This window comes from Anaerobacillus alkaliphilus (assembly GCF_004116265.1).
GTDB lineage: Bacteria > Bacillota > Bacilli > Bacillales > Anaerobacillaceae > Anaerobacillus > Anaerobacillus alkaliphilus.
In genome coordinates, this window is record NZ_QOUX01000032.1 from 65144 (window position 1) to 83417 (window position 18274).

Annotated in this window: 8 protein-coding genes; all 8 read left to right on the top strand. The window is 37.8% G+C overall.

What is annotated here, in order from left to right:
* Nucleotides 1-3 precede the first annotated feature (3 nt).
* The 8 genes from DS745_RS09310 (at nucleotide 4) to DS745_RS09345 (ending at nucleotide 17944) form a co-directional block, all read left to right on the top strand.
* On the top strand, nucleotides 4-777 hold the full coding sequence (locus tag DS745_RS09310) for a tetratricopeptide repeat protein (RefSeq protein WP_129077980.1): 774 nt from the start codon (nucleotides 4-6) through the stop codon (nucleotides 775-777).
* Nucleotides 778-779: 2 nt separating this feature from the next.
* Entirely contained in the window at nucleotides 780-1751 is a 972-nt protein-coding gene (locus tag DS745_RS09315; protein WP_129077981.1) for a 6-bladed beta-propeller, read from the top strand.
* 89 nt (nucleotides 1752-1840) lie between these two features.
* Nucleotides 1841-3763 carry an SH3 domain-containing protein gene (locus DS745_RS09320; RefSeq protein WP_129077982.1) on the top strand — a complete coding sequence of 641 codons (1923 nt, stop codon included), beginning with the start codon at nucleotides 1841-1843 and terminating at the stop codon, nucleotides 3761-3763.
* Nucleotides 3764-3971: 208 nt separating this feature from the next.
* A complete protein-coding gene (locus DS745_RS09325; protein WP_129077983.1) occupies nucleotides 3972-6035 on the top strand; it encodes an Ig-like domain-containing domain in 2064 nt (687 codons plus the stop codon).
* A 140-nt stretch (nucleotides 6036-6175) separates the two neighbouring features.
* On the top strand, nucleotides 6176-6562 hold the full coding sequence (locus DS745_RS09330) for a protease complex subunit PrcB family protein (RefSeq protein ID WP_129077984.1): 387 nt from the start codon (nucleotides 6176-6178) through the stop codon (nucleotides 6560-6562).
* Nucleotides 6563-6820: 258 nt separating this feature from the next.
* Entirely contained in the window at nucleotides 6821-11173 is a 4353-nt protein-coding gene (locus tag DS745_RS09335; RefSeq protein ID WP_129077985.1) for a S8 family serine peptidase, read from the top strand.
* 77 nt (nucleotides 11174-11250) lie between these two features.
* Entirely contained in the window at nucleotides 11251-13134 is a 1884-nt protein-coding gene (locus DS745_RS09340) for an S-layer homology domain-containing protein (protein WP_129077986.1), read from the top strand.
* Nucleotides 13135-13540: 406 nt separating this feature from the next.
* Nucleotides 13541-17944, top strand: a complete 4404-nt coding sequence (locus DS745_RS09345; protein ID WP_129077987.1) for a S8 family serine peptidase — start codon at nucleotides 13541-13543, stop codon at nucleotides 17942-17944.
* Nucleotides 17945-18274: the final 330 nt, after the last annotated feature.

Consider the following 18274-nt stretch of genomic DNA (forward strand, 5'->3'; position numbering starts at 1 on the left):
AAGATGGAACCGAACAAAGAAAAACCAAAAAGTTTAGCGAAACAAATGGAGGAAGAGCTAAATCAAGCATATTTGAGAGAAAAGGGTGAACGTCGTAATGCTTCTCGTGAAGAGGAATTAACAGTTTTTAAATCAAAAAAGAAATTCACCAAAATCCAAAGCATTGTCCTTCTAACTATTACCTTATTTTTTAGTACTGGTGGAGGATTTGCATTAGGACATTTTCACTTTTGGAATAGTGCAGAGATGAAAAGAGTTAACGAACAGCTTGAGTATTATCAAGAACGGGTGAGAATAAATCCTAGTAATCTAGAAGATCGAATCGTTCTAGGCTACACACATTATTTAAAGGGGAATAACAACCACGCAGTAAACGAATTTAAATTTGTGCTTCAACAAGATGATCAATACTATGATGCTTACTACAACCTAGGTTTAGTCTATTTAGAAGAGAAGAAATACTATGAAGCCTTATCGATGTTCAACAAAACGGTAGAGATTGCACCAAGAGATTTTAAAGGGCATGTCCAAAAGGGAATTGCATATCGTCATTTAAATATGTATGAAGAGGCGATCAGTTCTTTAATAGAAGCAACAAAACTTGCTCCCGCCAATGCAGATATAATCTATCAAATTGGTCTAGTAGCAGAAGAGCAAGGAGATTATGAGAATGCGATAGAGATCTATAAGAATGCGCTTCAATACGATCCGCTTTTTACCTACGCATTAGATGGATTAGAGCGTTTGGAAAAAATGAATGTAAAGGTAGGTGAGTAGAGATGACTAGGCTTAAAGTATACATCGGTATGGCTATTATTGTATTAGTAAATACCGTTGTATTTGGATTATTATTTACGAACCAATCACAAGCATTGCCTTCAGGAATCCAAGGCTTTAATAGCGATAGTGCAGAAGCGAAATTTATTAACCATATGTATGGTGATTTTGCATTAAATCTTGAAAAGCCAATGGATTTGATGAAAACGAATGAATTTATGTACGTTTCGGATACGAATAACAATAGAGTTCAAGTGTTTGATTTAGCTGGAGAATTTCTTTTTACGTTTGGAGAAGAAGGAAGTGAGCCGGGTCAGTTTCATTTTCCATACGGAATAGCAGGCGATAATAAAGGTCAAGTATACGTAGCTGATATGTATAATGGTGTCATTTCTATTCACAATGCCAAGGGTGAGTTTATTGACTACTTTGCTCAAGAATTAACCAAAAACGACGTAATCAGTTCACCGGCAGGGTTAAGAATTATTAAGGATCTCGTTTATGTTACTGATATCCAAACTAGTAGAGTATTTGTTTTAGATTTAGAAGGAAATTTGTTACTAACGATTGGTGAGCAAGGTGAGGATTTCGGGCAATTTATTGCACCTAATGCAGTTACTGCTGATGCAGAAGGTAACATTTATGTTGTTGATACAGGAAATCAAAGAGTGCAGGTGTTTGACGCTGCAGGAAATTTCATATCAACGTTTAACGGCTACCCAGTTGGGACAGGAGAGTCACTGTTTGTTAACCCACGAGGTATTGGGATTGACTCTAAAGGAACGATCTTTGTCGTTAGTAATCTTACTCACATTGTTCATCGGTTTGATAAAGAAGGAAACCATCTTTCTCAATTTGGAGGAATGGGAGATGGCCCTGGTGACTTGTATCTGCCAAACGGATTATTTATTGATGAGAAAGATACAATTTATGTAACAGATACGTTAAATCAAAGAATTTCCATTTTTAAATAGAAAAGACAAACTTATTTAAGGGGGTGGTGTCCGGCCGAGGGGGAACTCATTTGATAGAGATAGAATTTAGAAACGGGGAGGGAAAATCTATGAAGAAGCTTAGTCTTAGTCTAATGTTTGCGTTTGCAATCCTAGGCATTCTGGCAACTTCAGCCTTTGCAAACGGGACTGTTAATCCAACTGGTGGCCATAACGAGATTATTGATCCAGCAGGGGATGTAGGAAGATTAAATCCTAATGCAAATGGTACTGGTTCAGGAATTAACAATCCAAATGCATTCAGAGATGTCATTAAGTCGCAAGGTATGATTGATAACCATGGGCAACTAGGTGATCAAAAAACACATACTTCTTACCAAAATAACACAAACTCTTGTGCGAGCTGTCACCAAACACATACAGCGAAGGCAAGAAACTTACTTTTTGCAGACAGTTCGTATCAAACTTGTTCTGCTTGTCATGACGGTACTTTAGGATTTTATAACGTTTTTGCTAACGGTTCAAAAGCAGGAACTGCAGGTACATTTGGAGGAACACATTCAGGTAACATGAGTGTTCACTTAGCGAATGGTGCGGTGAAAATTAAAGCGGCACCAGGTGGAAACGCAAATGGTACTGGTTCATGGGATGGACAATTTACTTGTGCCAGTTGCCATGCGCCACACGGTTCTTATAGTGATCGATTATTACACTACAATCCAAATAACATGGGTTTAACTACACCTGATCAAGGTGGTATTTTAGCTTCAAGAATTGATGTAGTTGATTTTGCAAATCTAAACGGAGGTGTTTCAGTTTCTTCGGATAAATTCAGAGCAGTACGAGGAACTAAGACACAACATGCGTTATCGGGGACTGCTTATGAGAGCATTCCGGCAAATGCAGTAATTATTATGGTTTATGAGAAAAATGCTGGTAGTACTGCTTATACTAAAACAACAAACCCGTGGTTGTATGGTTATACTACAACTGCTAATGGACGAGATTATTATTCAAGACTATTTACAGTTACAAAAAACGAAATTGATACAATTATTAACTGGAGTCAAGGATTTGGAACAATCCGTAACTTTAATGCAGCTCAAAACTTTACAAATGCAGTCATTGATCAAAATGATTACTTAAATGGATCAGGTATTGTTTCGTTTAAGTATGATAAAGGGTTAGTTTATGCATATCCAAAAACCAATGCTGACGGTACAGTTGATACAAGAGGTGTAGATCTACTAAATAATGCAAAGAGTGGTCATATCGGTCGTGCCTATGCAGTGAAGCTTGATCTTCAACCAGTTCCAGGAGCATTGTCAAATGTTGTTACTAAGCACAATGTTTCAGCTTTATGGGGATCAGGTGGAAGTGGTGTAGCGGTATCACAATGGTGCACAACTTGTCATACAGACTACTTATATTCTTCAAGTGGCGGAAGCACAATCAGCGGATCTAGAACAAGTCTTCATGGCAACTATAATGGCCAAGAGTATTTTGGGCACACGACAAGTAGCGCGGGTTACACTTGCTTACGCTGTCACTACGCACATGGTACTGATGTGGAAATTATGATTGATGCCAATGGTGACAATATCCGTGATTTACAAAAATCGGTCGATCTAGGTGGAAAAGGGTGGACTCGTGAAATAGCTGTTGCATACATGAAAGATAAAAATCCTTCATCAGCATTGAAGAAAGCTACCAACATGACTGGATGCTGGGCTTGTCATAACAGCTCTAAGGCTGGTTCATTAAAGAATACAAACCGTGACCCACAACATCCGAATGGTATGATGCCTGATCCGTCTACAAAGAACGAACAGCAGCCAATTGCACTTGGGAAAGTAACATTTTCTACGGCAGTAAACTTCCGTACGGAACCGAGTATGAGTGCACCTTTGATAGGAACAATTGCTCCAAATACATTTGTAGATATCTATGGTGAAAGTGATGAGACGTTTTATCTAATTTATCATAATAATACTTTGGGTTATGTAGCGAAGCATGCAATTACGAAACAATAAGATACTACCAAATAGCTGCAACTAAATGGTAGTAAAAAGGTAAACCCAGACTAAAGGGTGAATAAGTTAGTTCATCCTTTAGTCGCTCTATTACTAAGGATAATTGAGAATGAACAGTCATGCAGTGAACAATGTCACAGATGTAAGAAAAATCAATAGGGTGTTAATGAATTAGTTTGATATTCATTACATTAAAGGGTGATTATGAATGATGAATCTAGGGGATATACGCAAAGGGTGCATACTATTATTCTGTCTTTTACTTCTTCCTTTTAACGTGCAAGTGTATACCTCAGTAGTTTTTGGAGAGGGGGAGGCTACCCAACAAAATAATGAAGATGATATAAAGGGAATAGACCAAAGTCTAGAAGTGAACTTATCTATTATTGAACCTTCTACTGGATCATCATTTAATGTAAGTGAAGTCCTACTTAGCATAGAAACGAGTGGCGAAGAAATTCAAGAAACTTCTATTGTTATTTTTCAAGGTGAAAATGAAGTTGATAGAGTTGAAGCTGAAGTTGGAAATGTTGTAGTGTTGCCAATTTCTTCGTACGGTGAAGGAAATTATAAACTCCAAGCACTGCTGCTACAAACCAACGGGGAGAGCTACTATTCTAATATAATAGAATTTGAAATTGACCGAACAGCTCCAGAAATAGAAATACTTACACCAAATACTCAATTTGTTAACAATGCTCTTGTAAATGGTAAGACTGAAGCTGAAATAGAAGTTTCGCTAGTCGTTGGAGATGATGTATTAACAACTATCTCTAACTTTGAAGGTGAATTTTCTTTTGATCTAAATGAATACGTTGAAGACGGTAATGGATATGGTGTAATGGTCGTTGCACATGATGTGGCAGGAAACAAAGCGGAGGCTGAAGTTACTTTTGTGATTGATAAGAAACGACCTTTTATTTCACCTCGAGTTTTTCCAAGGCCTAATATGACACAAGCTCCTGTTGGTACAGTGATAAGTGTCGAAATATTCGATAACAATCCGATTTTAGCAGAAAACATTCCTACGAATGCAATTGAAGTTTTTGAAGACGGTGCAACAGACCCTCTTAGGGGTTTCGTTACGTATAATGATGAAGAAGGCCACATCTTGTTTACCCCTGAGGAAAACTTAAAGCCTAGTAAAAAGTATTTTGTGTTTGTAAATCATATGATTACTGATCAGGCAGGAAACTTACTTCATGCTAGAAACTGGACATTTACAACTAAATCCAATGCACATTTTGAAAATCCTCATGGGAACTATCAGGCAAATACGAATACGTGTAAAACTTGTCACAATGTTCATGTGGCATCTGAGTCCAGCATGATTGAACCGAGTGATGAGCTTAAGGAAACATTAAATAAACTGACTGAGCCAGTAACGAGCTATTGCATGGCCTGCCACGATGGCACTGTTGCTAGTAAGATGCCAGAAATGAGTGGACATTCAAACCACAATAATAAAGAGCTGAAGCTCCCAGATGTCCAATTTCAATCCTGTGGTAGTTGTCACGATGTACACCTAGGCTGGCAGGAAAGTAACCCCAACTTAGTAAGAGATCATTTCGTCTTTGATCATAGTGAAGTGGAAGAAGCAAAAGATATAGGTATAATTGACAGTAGTAGTCAGTTGTGTGAGTCTTGTCATGAAAATGACTCGTTAGTGAGAAAGCTCGATGAACGAGTTGTTTATCGTACATTTACCTATAGCAATTGGAACAATAATGAGGAAGATTTGCGAGAAGGTGAGATCAGTTTTGGGAAAGAAGAAGATTATACACTTTGCTTTAGCTGTCATAACAGTGAAGTACAAAGAACGAATCCGAAGGTAAGAGATGTAAAATCTTTATACGCAAACACGTATGAAAGTTCAGGGCATTTTATTCCAAATGATCGGATTGAGGATGGTAGTTTGCTTGACGGACATATGCCTTGTGCAGATTGTCATGAAACACATGGAGCTAGTAATATCAAACTGTTAAAAGAGACTTTTGGACATAACCCGAAGAACATAGAAACTAAGTTTATACAGCAGATACCTTGGACCACAACTAGCCAGAGAATTGACTATGAAAGACGAGTTTGTCTGAGTTGTCATAACAATTCAACTGAAATGTACGGAATAAAGGTGGCGTATCCGGCTACAAATGTTGAGGGTGAAGTAATTGAGGGGCATACGTTAAGAGCCACCTCTTGCGTTACTTGTCATAGAGGAGCAACAAATTCATTTTTCTCTACAGTGCATGCGCCATTTAGGCAAGGGAAATAAATTGATTTAATGAGGGAGAGCGCGTTAAAAAGGAAACTTTTTGAACGCGCTCTTACTTTTTGTAATATTATAAACATAGGTTTGAAGTAGGGCTAGTGGGAAATTAATCTAAATCTGAAGAAAAGAAGGTGTTAGTAAAAATGACAGGTTACCCTGAATTTGAAATTCTCTCTATGACAGAAGTACAGCAACATTACGACGTTTATCGATATAACAAGTCAATCATCAACCATGATATTCGAGATTGGAGGATTTTTGAAACCGATGGCTATGAGATCATCGTCATTTCAAGTGGCCTGAAAAATACAGGTGGTCACTGGATTGAAGTTGTTCAAGTTTCAAATGAAGGTAGCAAGACCGTCATAAGAATAAGAGAGCACCAGCCACCACCAGATGCTTTGGTAACGATGGCGTTTATAAATCCTACGGTCATAATAAAAATGAAAAAAGCTGATACATTTTCTGACAAAGAAGTTTTGACATGGGATGGAAAGCTATTTTTAAAAAATAATGGATTTGCATATTAGCATATTTCTTATAGTACCTAGGGCATATGGAACGTAGTGTTTCTATGTCTTTTTTTTGTTGAAGTGAGTTTTCTGTTATTAATAAAATATTCTTTTAAAATGAATTATCAAAATATTTTTATAGCAAAACAATTGACTAAATTTAGAATTGTTCGTAAAATTAACATTGCAAGTCGAATTTTACATAAACTTGGGAGGGATGGTAGAAATACGCAACACCGGCAATTATTATCCACTATTACCTAGGAGGGAAATCTATTGAGCAAATTTCGTAAACATTTTGCGAGTTTATTAGTATTTTTACTAGTTTTCTCAAACTTTCACTTTGTTGCAGCTGCACAAGGGAATACAAACTTAGAAACAGTTAGAAGCCTACTACAAGAGGGTGTAGACGCAGTTTCTCTAAATGAGGGAGAGGCACCATTTGCTGCAACTGACAGCGTGCGTGTTATTGTCGAATTAGCAGGTGAAACACCAGTTGAATTCGCAACAAAGCAAGATGTACTATACAAAGAATTATCTGAGACAGTAAAGGAATCTTTAGAAGCTCAAGTAATTGCTGAGCAAGACACTGTGAAAAATGCAATTGCATCACAGGGTGTTGACTTTGATTACAAATACAACTTCACAACAAGTTTCAATGGTTTTAGTGGTGACGTTCTATTTGGCGACATCGGAAAAATCGAAAACTTGGCTGGTGTTGAAAGAGTTTACTTAGCGAATGTATACAATCGTCCAGAAGTAGAGCCGAACATGGACACCAGTCATCAGTTCATTCAATCAATCCAAACTTGGGGTGATGCTAACTTCAAAGGTGAAGGAATGGTTGTAGCAGTTCTTGATACTGGAGTAGATCCAGATCATCAAGACTTTAACATTTCTGAGGGTGTTGAAGTTGCTTTAACTGAAGAAGAGGTAAGTGCAATTCTTTCTGATAACAATATTAAAGGGAAGTATTTTAACGAAAAAGTACCTTTTGGTTATAACTACTTTGACCTTAATAACGAAATCTTAGATTTAGGGCCACATGCTTCTCATCACGGAATGCACGTTGCTGGTACAGTAGTTGCAAATGGACAAATTATGGGTGTAGCTCCTGAAGCTCAGGTATTAGGGATGAAAGTATTCTCTAATGACCCTGAATATCCATCTACAACGTCAGACGTTTACTTAATTGCCATTGATGATTCAATTAAGTTAGGTGCAGACGTTCTAAATATGAGCTTAGGATCTACAGCTTCTTTCTATGATCCTCTAAGTGCAGAAGATGTAGCAATTTCGAGAGCTGTAGATAATGGCGTAGTAGTAGCTGTTTCTGCTGGTAACTCTGGTCATATTGGTCGTAGCTATGCAAATCCTCTATTCAAAAACCCTGACATTGGGGTGGTTGGAGCTCCAGGATTAAACTACGATACAATTCAAGTAGCTGCAAGTGGTAATGTAGCTTACCAATACCAAAATGAAATAACGGTAGCTGGAAACGCAGATTTTTCAGCGGTAGGTTATGGTATGGATAGCTGGACTAAATTAGATGGTTTAGAGCTAGTTGATCTTGGTGAGAAGCTTGGTGGAAGCCTTGCTGATTACGCAGGACTTGATGTTGCGGGTAAAATTGTTGTAGTTCCTCGTGGAGGTTTTCCTTTTATCGAGAAAAACCAAGTTGCTATGGCAGCAGGGGCAGCTGGAATAATTGTTCGTAACCATGATCCGGCGGCGTTTTTCTTTGACAACCAAGGTGGTTGGAGATTAGTTCCTTTTATGAAAGTTCAGTTTGCTGAAGGTAAAGCACTACAAAAAGCAATTGCTGATGCGATTGCTGCTGGTGAAACACCTACGCTAAATGTAAATGAATTATTAGCAGCAGAAGGTCCTGAAATGGGACGTATGACTGAATTCACATCTTGGGGTTCAACTCCGAGCTTAGAGCTTAAGCCTGAAATTACAGCTCCTGGTGGTGGAATTTACTCTACAGAGCAATGGAATACTTATGGTGTGAAAAGTGGAACATCAATGGCTGCTCCTCACGTTGCGGGTGGTGCTGCACTTGTACAACAATATTTAAAGACAGATGAGAGATACGCAGACCTTACTGCTTCTGAACGTACTCGTCTAGCAAAAGTGTTATTAATGAATACTGCTTATGTAATTGATGACTTAAATGGTCAACCGTTCTCTCCACGTCACCAAGGTGCGGGTATGATGTCATTATACGATGCTGTAACTACACCAGTTGTTGTGACTAGCAAAGCTACAGGAGAAGCGAAAGTTGAATTATATGACTTCACATCGAAAACAATTAGCTTTACGTTAGTTGCTCAAAGTTTAGTAGATAAGTCAGTTACGTATGTGGTTGATACTTCTGTATTAACAGACACATTTAGAGAGGTTGCTAATGCTCCTAAACGTAATGCTTTAATCGCTGGTGATTTGATTGGTGCTAAAGTTACTGCACCACCAACAATCACTGTTCCTGCTGGTAAGTCAGTTGAATTCTCTATTGAGATTGATATTTCAAATGCTAAAATTCCTGGTTTAACAGCCAACGGACAAAAAACATCAATGAACCTAATTGAAGATATTTTTGTAGAAGGATTCGTATCATTATTAAGTGCATCTAATCCTGACATAACTGTACCATTCTTAGGTTTCTATGGTAAATGGGATCGTCCTTCATTCTTAGATGGTCTATCAATCTTTGGTCAAGATCGTTACTACTTTGCACACCGTGCTTCTATATCAGGTGTAGTTCAGGAGCGCGATGTTGTTAATGAAAGAGGTCAATTCTTACCACCTGCATTTACAGGTGCTGATGGGAAGAAATTCTATGGAATTAATCCAAAAGATACTTTATTAACAGGTGTTAACCCAATTCCTGCATTCTTACGTAATACACGTGAGGTTCACTATAATGTGTTAGATGAGAATGGCAAATTGTTAAGTCGTATTTTAACGCAAGCAAACGTACGTAAAAACTTTGGAGCAAACCAATTTAGTTTTATTGGTGCTAGAAGTTGGACTGGAACAGTAAATGGTAAGTTAGTTCCAGACGGTAAGTATTTCTATGAGATCAAAGGTAAAGTTGATGCTCCAGGAGCTGCTTTCCAATCAATTAAGGTACCTGTAGTCGTTGACACAACTGCTCCAGTGGTAGAGATTGAATCTTACAACAAGGAAACTAAAACAGTAACATTCTCTGCTACAGATACAGGTGTAGGGGTTAAGCAAATTTACGTATTTGTAGGACAAGGTACAACTCCAGTTGCAACACTTCCAGCTACTGCTACAAGTTATACGTTTGCAAACTCAGTTGGCGCAACTGATATTGAAGTTCTTGCTGCTGATCAATTAAACAACGTAGGTTCTTCTGCAGTTGTTGTTGGTGATACTGTTGAGCCATTAATTTTCTTAAGCAATCCTACTGCATTCGGGGCTTATAATACTCATAATGTACCAGTAGCAGGTTATATCACTGATAACCACCGTGTTGAAAAGGCATTTGTTAACGGTAAAGAAGTTGCATTAACTTATAATTCTGAAAATAAACGTTACAACTTTAGTACAGTGTTAACATTTGCACAAGATGGAATCGAAGAAATTACAATTTCTGCATTTGATGCATCTGGTAATGAATTCTCAATTGCAAGAAGAGTATATCTTGATACACAAGCTCCAACAATCTCTGTTGATCTACCGAAAATTGTAGATAATGAAGTAGAAGAGGTACCAGCTTCTTTCCTATTAGAAGACAACTTCCACTACTTATCATTCTTTATTAATGGTAGTCACGAGTTCTTATTACCTTCTACTAACGTGGCTGGAGGACTTTTAAATGGTGCATCTGCAACGTTTGATACAACTCTTGCTCTTAAAGAAGGTCATAACACATTTGAATTACGTCTATTAGACTATGCTAATAACGTAACAACAAAAGTAGTGAATATCTACAAATTAGCTGAAGGTGAAGAAATTGCTGCGGCTAAGATTGAGGAAGTTACAGTTACTCCTCAAGATATCGTTAGTAGCAAACGCCCAGCTGTAATTCATGCAACAAGCAATGAAGAAATCACTTGGTCTGCAAAAGTAGTTTCTCCATCAGAAGATGAGTTTACACTAGACTCTTCAACTGGAACTGAATACCAAGCAGCATGGACTCCTGGTCAGTATGCTGAAAATGGTGAGTACACATTAGTAGTAACTGGGGTAGACGCTCAAGGTAAGGAAGTTGCTCCTTATGAAACTACTTTCACAGTTTACAATTATGATGCTGTAATCAGTGGAGTAAGTGTACTTGATGTAAATGGTGAAGCAAATTCTACATTTACACAAACAGGCTTTGCTTATGTAGCGGCTGATATTACAAATCTTGGTCCAACAGCATTACAAAGACCTATGCTGATCATTCAAGTTCTTGATAGCAGTAACCGTGTTGTCGAGAGATCATTCATGACAGTTAATACACTAGAAAATGGTGCTACAAACGGTTTAGGAATGCAATTATCATTAAACCGCTTTGAGAAAGGTACTTACCATGTAGAAGTATTTGCTTGGAATGGTTGGGAAATGAAAGCATTAGCGGAAGCAAATAAAGGTGTTACATTTATCGTTGAATAATTAAGGTTTAGGGACGAGGGAAGTTACTGCTTCCCTCCTTCATCAATTTTTACAATTTAAAGAAAGGTGGAAGGACAATGAAAAAAAGACTTACATTTATCTTCTTAGCGTTTTGCGTATTCTTTGTCCAAGTCCCGTTTGCTTTTGCAGCAGATATTAGCTTAACTGTTAATGTTGATAAAGCAGAGTATTTACCGGGTAGCACGGTACAGATTAGTGGTTTGGTTTTAAAAGATGGTAAGGCTGGTAAAGGTACTAGACCTGCTGTTACTGTATGGGATGAAAAGGGAAATCTTGTAGATAGCTATCAATGGAATGATAATGATATTTCATCAAGTGGAGCAATTGCTAGGAATTTCACATTAGCTGCTAATGCTTCTGCTGGAAAATATACAGTAAGAGCTATTGCAGGTGAAGTTACTGCAACAACAACATTTGACGTTGTTGGTTCACTCGATAAAAAGTCAGTGACTGTTTCTGCAGATAAGTCTACATACAATAAAGGTCAAACAGTAGTTATTACTGGTGAAGTAAAATTAAACGGACAAGCTGTAAGATCTACAGATGTAACAATTCATGTAGCCTTTGAAGGCAATAGTGAAAGAGTAGGACAAGTAAAAACAAATAGCAATGGACAATATTCGTTTAACTATGTGGTTAAAAGTGATGCGAAAATTGGTCAATACACTGTTGAGGTAAGAGGTATTGACACTTTTGCTACAACAACATTCGAAGTGGTTCAATCTGGTAGTGGAACACCACCGGTAACACCACCGGTAACACCACCGGTAACACCGCCGGTAACGCCACCAGTAACACCACCGGTGACACCGCCAGTAGTTCCGGTAACACCGCCAGTTGTGGTTCCTGTTAAACCAGAGGATGTTGCTCAGCAAATTCAAAACCCTAGTCAAAAAGAAGTTGTTATAAATGTGGGATTAAATGCAGATGGCAATAGTAATGTAAGCGCTGAGGTTTCGCCTGAACTATTAAAACAAGTTGCTGAGAGTAACAAAGCACTTGTTATTAAAGGTGAGAAATCTTCTCTAGCTATTCCTTCAAAAACACTAAAAGGGATTGCTGATGCAGCAAAAGGGAATAAAGTTTCTATTACAACACTAGAGTTAACTGATAAAAATATCACTGTACCAGTAGCGATGTCAGGTCAAAAGTTATTATCGCCTATTTTTGACTTTACTATCTCAATGGAAAAATTAGATGGAACTGTAGAGAAAATTTCTAAATTTGCAGAACCGATAACTGTAAGTGTAGCAGTTGATAAAACGAAATTTACAGATACTCGTAAAGCTTCGGCTTTCTATTTAAATGATACTACCTGGGATTATGTAGGCGGTAAATTAGTAGATGAAACATTTGTATTTAATACAAGACATTTCTCTAAATTTGCCGTACTAGAATTTAACAAAACGTTTACAGATATTACAAAGCATTGGGCAAAAGATGGGATTGAAATCATGGCTTCTCGTACAATCATAAAAGGGGTATCGGACGACCAATTCTCACCTAATACTGATATTACAAGAGCTCAATTTGCAGCTTTAATTACTAGAACATTAGGTTTAGAGAAATCAACGTTTAGTGGTAATTTCTCAGATGTTCCAAGGAATGCTTGGTTTACACTTGAAGTAGAAGCTGCTCAAAGAGCGGGTATTGTTCAGGGGAATGCAGGTAAGTTCAATCCAAATAGTAAGATTACACGTGAAGAGATGGCTGTTATGATCGTAAGAGCATATGAGTACCAATTAGGGAAAGCGCAAGTAAGTGGTACTTTACAATTTACTGATAAACAAGCAATTTCTGGTTGGGCGCAGAGTGCTGTCCAAACTGCTAATGCCTTAGGTCTTGTAACTGGAAAAACGGCAACAACGTTTGTTCCAAAAGACCACGCAACAAGAGCTGAAGCTGCGGTAATGTTATACCGTTTAATTAATAAGTTTTAATTGGGAAGAGGGTGGTCTTAGTGGCCACTCTCTTTTTTGTTCTGTTCTTCATTGTAACTTGTTTTGCCTAATGGTTTTATATTGATATAATAATATTTTTTAAGTGTTAAAGATAGTTTAATACCACAAAGTGATGAAGAGTTCTACAAAAAAGAGCAATATCAATCATTCTTCAGGCTAAATCGTCTTTTGTCGACATAGAAAGCTACTTATTTTGTCAAACGTTTCACCTTTAATAATTATTCTAAAATATTGACATTTAAATGAGATAAGCTAATAATGTTTATATAGGCAGAAAATACTAATTATTCCGAATAGAGTTGGTAATGGTAGAATTCTGTCAAATAGAATGAGGGGAGGAGAATTTTTAGCTTTATCTATAATTACAATTTAAGGGGGAAGAAGTTTGAATAGGAAAAGGAAAAAATCTTTTTGTAGTCTCTTATTAGTATGTTTACTAGTTCTGTCAAATCTATTTGCATTTTCACCTGTCGGAAGTGCCGCTAATGGTTTGGGGAAAACCCCTAGTCAAAGTCCATCGGTAGATATTTTAAATAACAAAGGTGTTCAAAGTATTACTTCAAACAATGAAAAACACTATGATGATTATCAAGAGGTTCGTATTGTAGTAGAAATGAATGAAGACCCTGGTATTGCATACGCTATTCAATCAGGAGTTAAATTTAATGAACTACCAGAATCTCAACAAGTAAAAATTACAGATGATGCACTAAGTGCTCAAGATGCAGTTAAATCTGCTATTTCAAATCAAAGCATTGATATTAACTATATTCATAGTTTCACAACTGTAACGAATGGATTTAGTGCAACTGTAAAATACGGTGATCTTAAAAAAATAGAGAATTTACCTGGTGTTAAACAGGTACATATCGTTAATGAGTATGAGCGTCCAGTCGCTCAACCTGAAATGTTATTTAGTAAAGAAATGGTGAAAGCTCAAAAAACTTGGGATGAATACGGGTATGCTGGTGAAGGGATGGTAATTGGTATTATTGATACTGGTATTGACCCATCTCACCGAGATTTCGTTTTATCTGAAGGAGTAAAAACTAAACTTAGCAAAGAAGATGTTGATGGTGAGGATGTACCAGGAGTTTGGTTTACTGACAAAGTTCCTTACGGGTACAACTACATGGATTTAAATACGGAAATTCGTGATTTAGCTCCAGGAGCATCAATGCACGGTATGCACGTAGGTGGTACAGCTGGTGCAAACGGTGATGAAGAAAATGGTGGAATTAAAGGTGTTGCTCCAGAGGCACAAATTCTAGCGTTAAAAGTATTTGGTAACGATCCATCTTTAGCAACTACTTATGGTGATATATATGTTGCGGCAATTGATGATGCTTTAAAATTAGGAGTAGATGTACTTAATTTATCTCTAGGATCTACTGCGGGATTTGTACAACCAACTGCTCCAGAGCAAGTGGCTGTAAGACGTGCTCAAGAAAGTGGAGTTATTGTCTCTATTTCTGCAGGTAACTCAGCACACTTAGGGAATGGGTATGGGTTGCCTCTAATGACTAATCCAGATATTGGTGTTACAGGAACGCCATCTGTTTCTTATGAGTCGTTTTCAGTAGCTTCTAGTGAGAATACGTATATTCAAATGGATGCATTTAATTTTAAATCAGGTGATGAAACGGGATTAATTCCTTTCCTGTCTTCAGGGTCTACTCACCCAATCACTTACAAGGGAGAAGAGTTTGAACTTGTTTTTGCAGGACTAGGACGTTCTCCGGATCGTGATCCAGGTCTTCCAGATGACTTCGAAGGTATTGATGTTGAAGGGAAATTTGTTCTCATTCAACGTGGCGCAATCAACTTTACGCACAAAACATTAAATGCTCAAGATCGTGGTGCGAAAGGTGTTATTGTATTCAATAACGCTGCAGGTTACTTAAATATGGCTAGCGAACCTGAGATTGTTATTCCACACCTTTTTGCAGCTAAGTCACATGGTGACATGTTACGTGATCTATTGGCTGATGGTCAGTCGGTTACAGTTTCTTTCAACGGCAATGAAACTCAAGCCCCAAACCCTGAGGCTGGTAAATTATCTAGTTTTACATCATGGGGTCTACCTTCAACTCTAGACTTCAAACCTGAAATTACAGCTCCAGGTGGAAATATTTTATCAACACTTGAAAATAACTCGTACGGATTAATGAGTGGTACATCAATGGCAGCACCTCACGTAGCTGGTGGTGCAGCATTAATTCTAGAACGTGTTGATACAGAATTCGAATTAACAGGTGCTGAGCGTTCATTAATGGCTAAGATTTTAATGATGAATACAGCGGTACCTAAAACAGATATTGGTTCTATTAATACTCACCCCCAGGTAGGTGGGGGAATGGGTTGGGATAACTACTTCTCACCTCGTCGTCAAGGTGCGGGACAAATGGACTTACATGCAGCGAGTTCAACTCCTGCTTATGTAATTAATCCCGTTGATGGTGAAGCAAAAGTAGCATTACGTCAGATTAATGACAATGTAACTTTCCAGTTAAATGTAGTGAATTTTAGTGATGATGTAGTAAACTACGATATTAAAAAGAGGCTACAAACTGATTTAGCAGGATGGGGTGAAATAGGTTATTTCCCAGATGAATTAGAGGCGGTTGAACTAATTGGAACAACCTTTGTTGCGAAAATAAATGGTGAAGAAGTAAATTCAGTGGAAGTGCCAGCAGGCCAAACGGTGACGGTTTCTTTTGAAATTGATTTAAGTGAAGCTGAACTTAGCTGGCCAGGAGGTCTAGCAAAAGAAGAATTCCCGAACGGCTACTTTGCTGAAGGTTTCGTAGAATTTGTTGACCCAACTGACTCAAATCCTACACTATCTGTTCCTTTCGTAGGCTTTAATGGCCAGTGGGGAGACGTTCCAATCGTGGATGCTTCTAGGTATACAGCCGAAACGTTCTATGGGTATACCGGGATGTTAAATCAAGACCTTAACTTCATTGGTTTTGATCCATTTGTTGGTTATGAAGGTGCAGATGATCGTTTTGCCTTCTCTCCAAAAAAGACAACTGTATTCCCAATTATCTCGATGTTACGAAATGCATCTGAGGTTCAATACAACATTTTGGCTGAGGATGGTAGGAAACTTCGTACGCTTCGTACACAAAACAATGTTAGAAAACACTTCTTTGATCGTGGTAATGGAGCTGCTTATTCAATTTTAAGTAATGCTGCATGGGATGGAAGAGTCAACAACAAGCTTGTCGAAGATGGTGTTTATTACTACGAAGTAAAATCAAAAATCGACTTCCCAGGAGCTAACTGGCAAAGTCATAAATTTAAATTAACGGTTGATACAGTTGCGCCTACAGTATCAGCTAGTTACGATGCTGAAACAAACGCAGTAACAATGGCATCTGAGGATACTGGATCTGGGTTATCTCACTTTGTGATCTTTGTTGATGGCCAACCATTAATGACAATGAATGAAGAAGAGGAAGAGGAAGTTCTATTAATCTCACCAGCAGAAACAGAATTTACATTCGGTGAAGCGCTAGCAGAAGGTACGACTATTACAGTTGTGGCGTACGATTATGCTGGTAATGGTGGATTTGCTGAACTTTACTATGGAACTGATAATGATGCTCCAGTAATTATCGGTGAAAGCCCTGAACCATTTGGTATCTTTGACTCAAAAACAGTTTTATTTAAAGGTTATGTTACAAATGCTTCGCCAATTGCTGAAGTAACAGTTGATGGTGAGCCGATTGAGTTCACTTTTAATGCCGAACTTAACCGATATGAGTATTCATATGAAAAAACATTTGAAAATGATGGTGTCTATCGGGTACCAGTTGGAGCAAAGGATGTTGTTGGAAATGAAATGTCGTTTGCAAGAACAATTTTCATAGATTCGACACCTGGTGAAATTACATTTACAGCTCCTCCGGCAAATGTAACGCAAGAGAAATTAAATCTAAATGTTACCATTGTGGACAATTTTGATGAGCTACGTTTTACAGTTAATGGTGAAGAGTATTTCAATAGTACGATGGGTCTTCCGTATGAGAGACGTTCGTTAACTAAGACTATACCAGTAACACTAGACCTTGATCTAGGTGATAATACGTTTGTATTTGAATTAGTTGATCTAGCTGGTCATACAACAACAAAGGTGATTGATGTACACAGACTTGCTCCGGCCCCTGTCCAACCAGGACCTGGACCAGTCATTCCAATTCCAGCGCCGCAACCACCAACAACACCTGAGGCGCCTTCTGTAAAAACGTTTGGGGATATCTCTAACCATTGGGCAAAAGCTGAAATCGAGTTTTTAGCTACTCGTTCAATTATCAATGGTAAAACGGAAACGTCTTTTGCTCCTAACGCTGATATTACAAGAGCAGAATTTGCTGCCTTAGTTGCGAGGGTTTTAGAGCTGAAAAAAGGTGAATTCCAAGGAACGTTTTCTGATGTGAGTTCTAATGCTTGGTATGCATTAGAAGTTGAAGCTGCTCAAGAAGTGGGCATTGTTCAAGGTAGCGCAGGGAAATTTAATCCAAATAGTAAGATTACTAGAGAAGAAATGGCTGTTATGATTGTAAGAGCTTATGAATTCAAAGCAAAACAAAGTGTAACAGTTGAAGGCGAATTAGAATTTACTGACAAAGATAATGTTGCTTCTTGGGCAACGGATGCAGTTCATGCAGCTAATTCTTTAGGAATTGTAAATGGTAAAACATCTACAACGTTTGCTCCTAAAGATCTTGCAACAAGAGCTGAAGCAGCTACGATGCTTTACCGTTTAATTCATAAGTTTTAATAAGCGAGAGGGACCCAACTAGGGTTCCTCTTTTAATTTGACATACAATGGCATCGTTTGCACATTTTTACCATAACAATAGAAGTGAAGGTAGATTAATGTAAAAGGATTGAATAATTTTAGCTTTAACCATAAAAAGTTTACCTATTATAATAATTTATATGTTGCCTAATTAAGAGAAACATAGTATCTTAGAATTAGGCGGTTTATGACAGCGCTTGCACGGATAGGAGTTTATGAATGAATGACTATCTGTATTTTTTATTAAAGTTGTGCAAACGATTTCATAAACTGTGCAAATTACTCATTAAAATTTGAAGGGAGTAAGAT

Coding starts and splice junctions, on each gene's coding strand:
- DS745_RS09330 (WP_129077984.1), top strand. CDS start 6,176: ATGACAGGTTACCCTGAATTTGAAATTCTCTCTATGACAGAAGTACAG.
- DS745_RS09315 (WP_129077981.1), top strand. CDS start 780: ATGACTAGGCTTAAAGTATACATCGGTATGGCTATTATTGTATTAGTA.
- DS745_RS09320 (WP_129077982.1), top strand. CDS start 1,841: ATGAAGAAGCTTAGTCTTAGTCTAATGTTTGCGTTTGCAATCCTAGGC.
- DS745_RS09310 (WP_129077980.1), top strand. CDS start 4: ATGGAACCGAACAAAGAAAAACCAAAAAGTTTAGCGAAACAAATGGAG.
- DS745_RS09340 (WP_129077986.1), top strand. CDS start 11,251: ATGAAAAAAAGACTTACATTTATCTTCTTAGCGTTTTGCGTATTCTTT.
- DS745_RS09325 (WP_129077983.1), top strand. CDS start 3,972: ATGATGAATCTAGGGGATATACGCAAAGGGTGCATACTATTATTCTGT.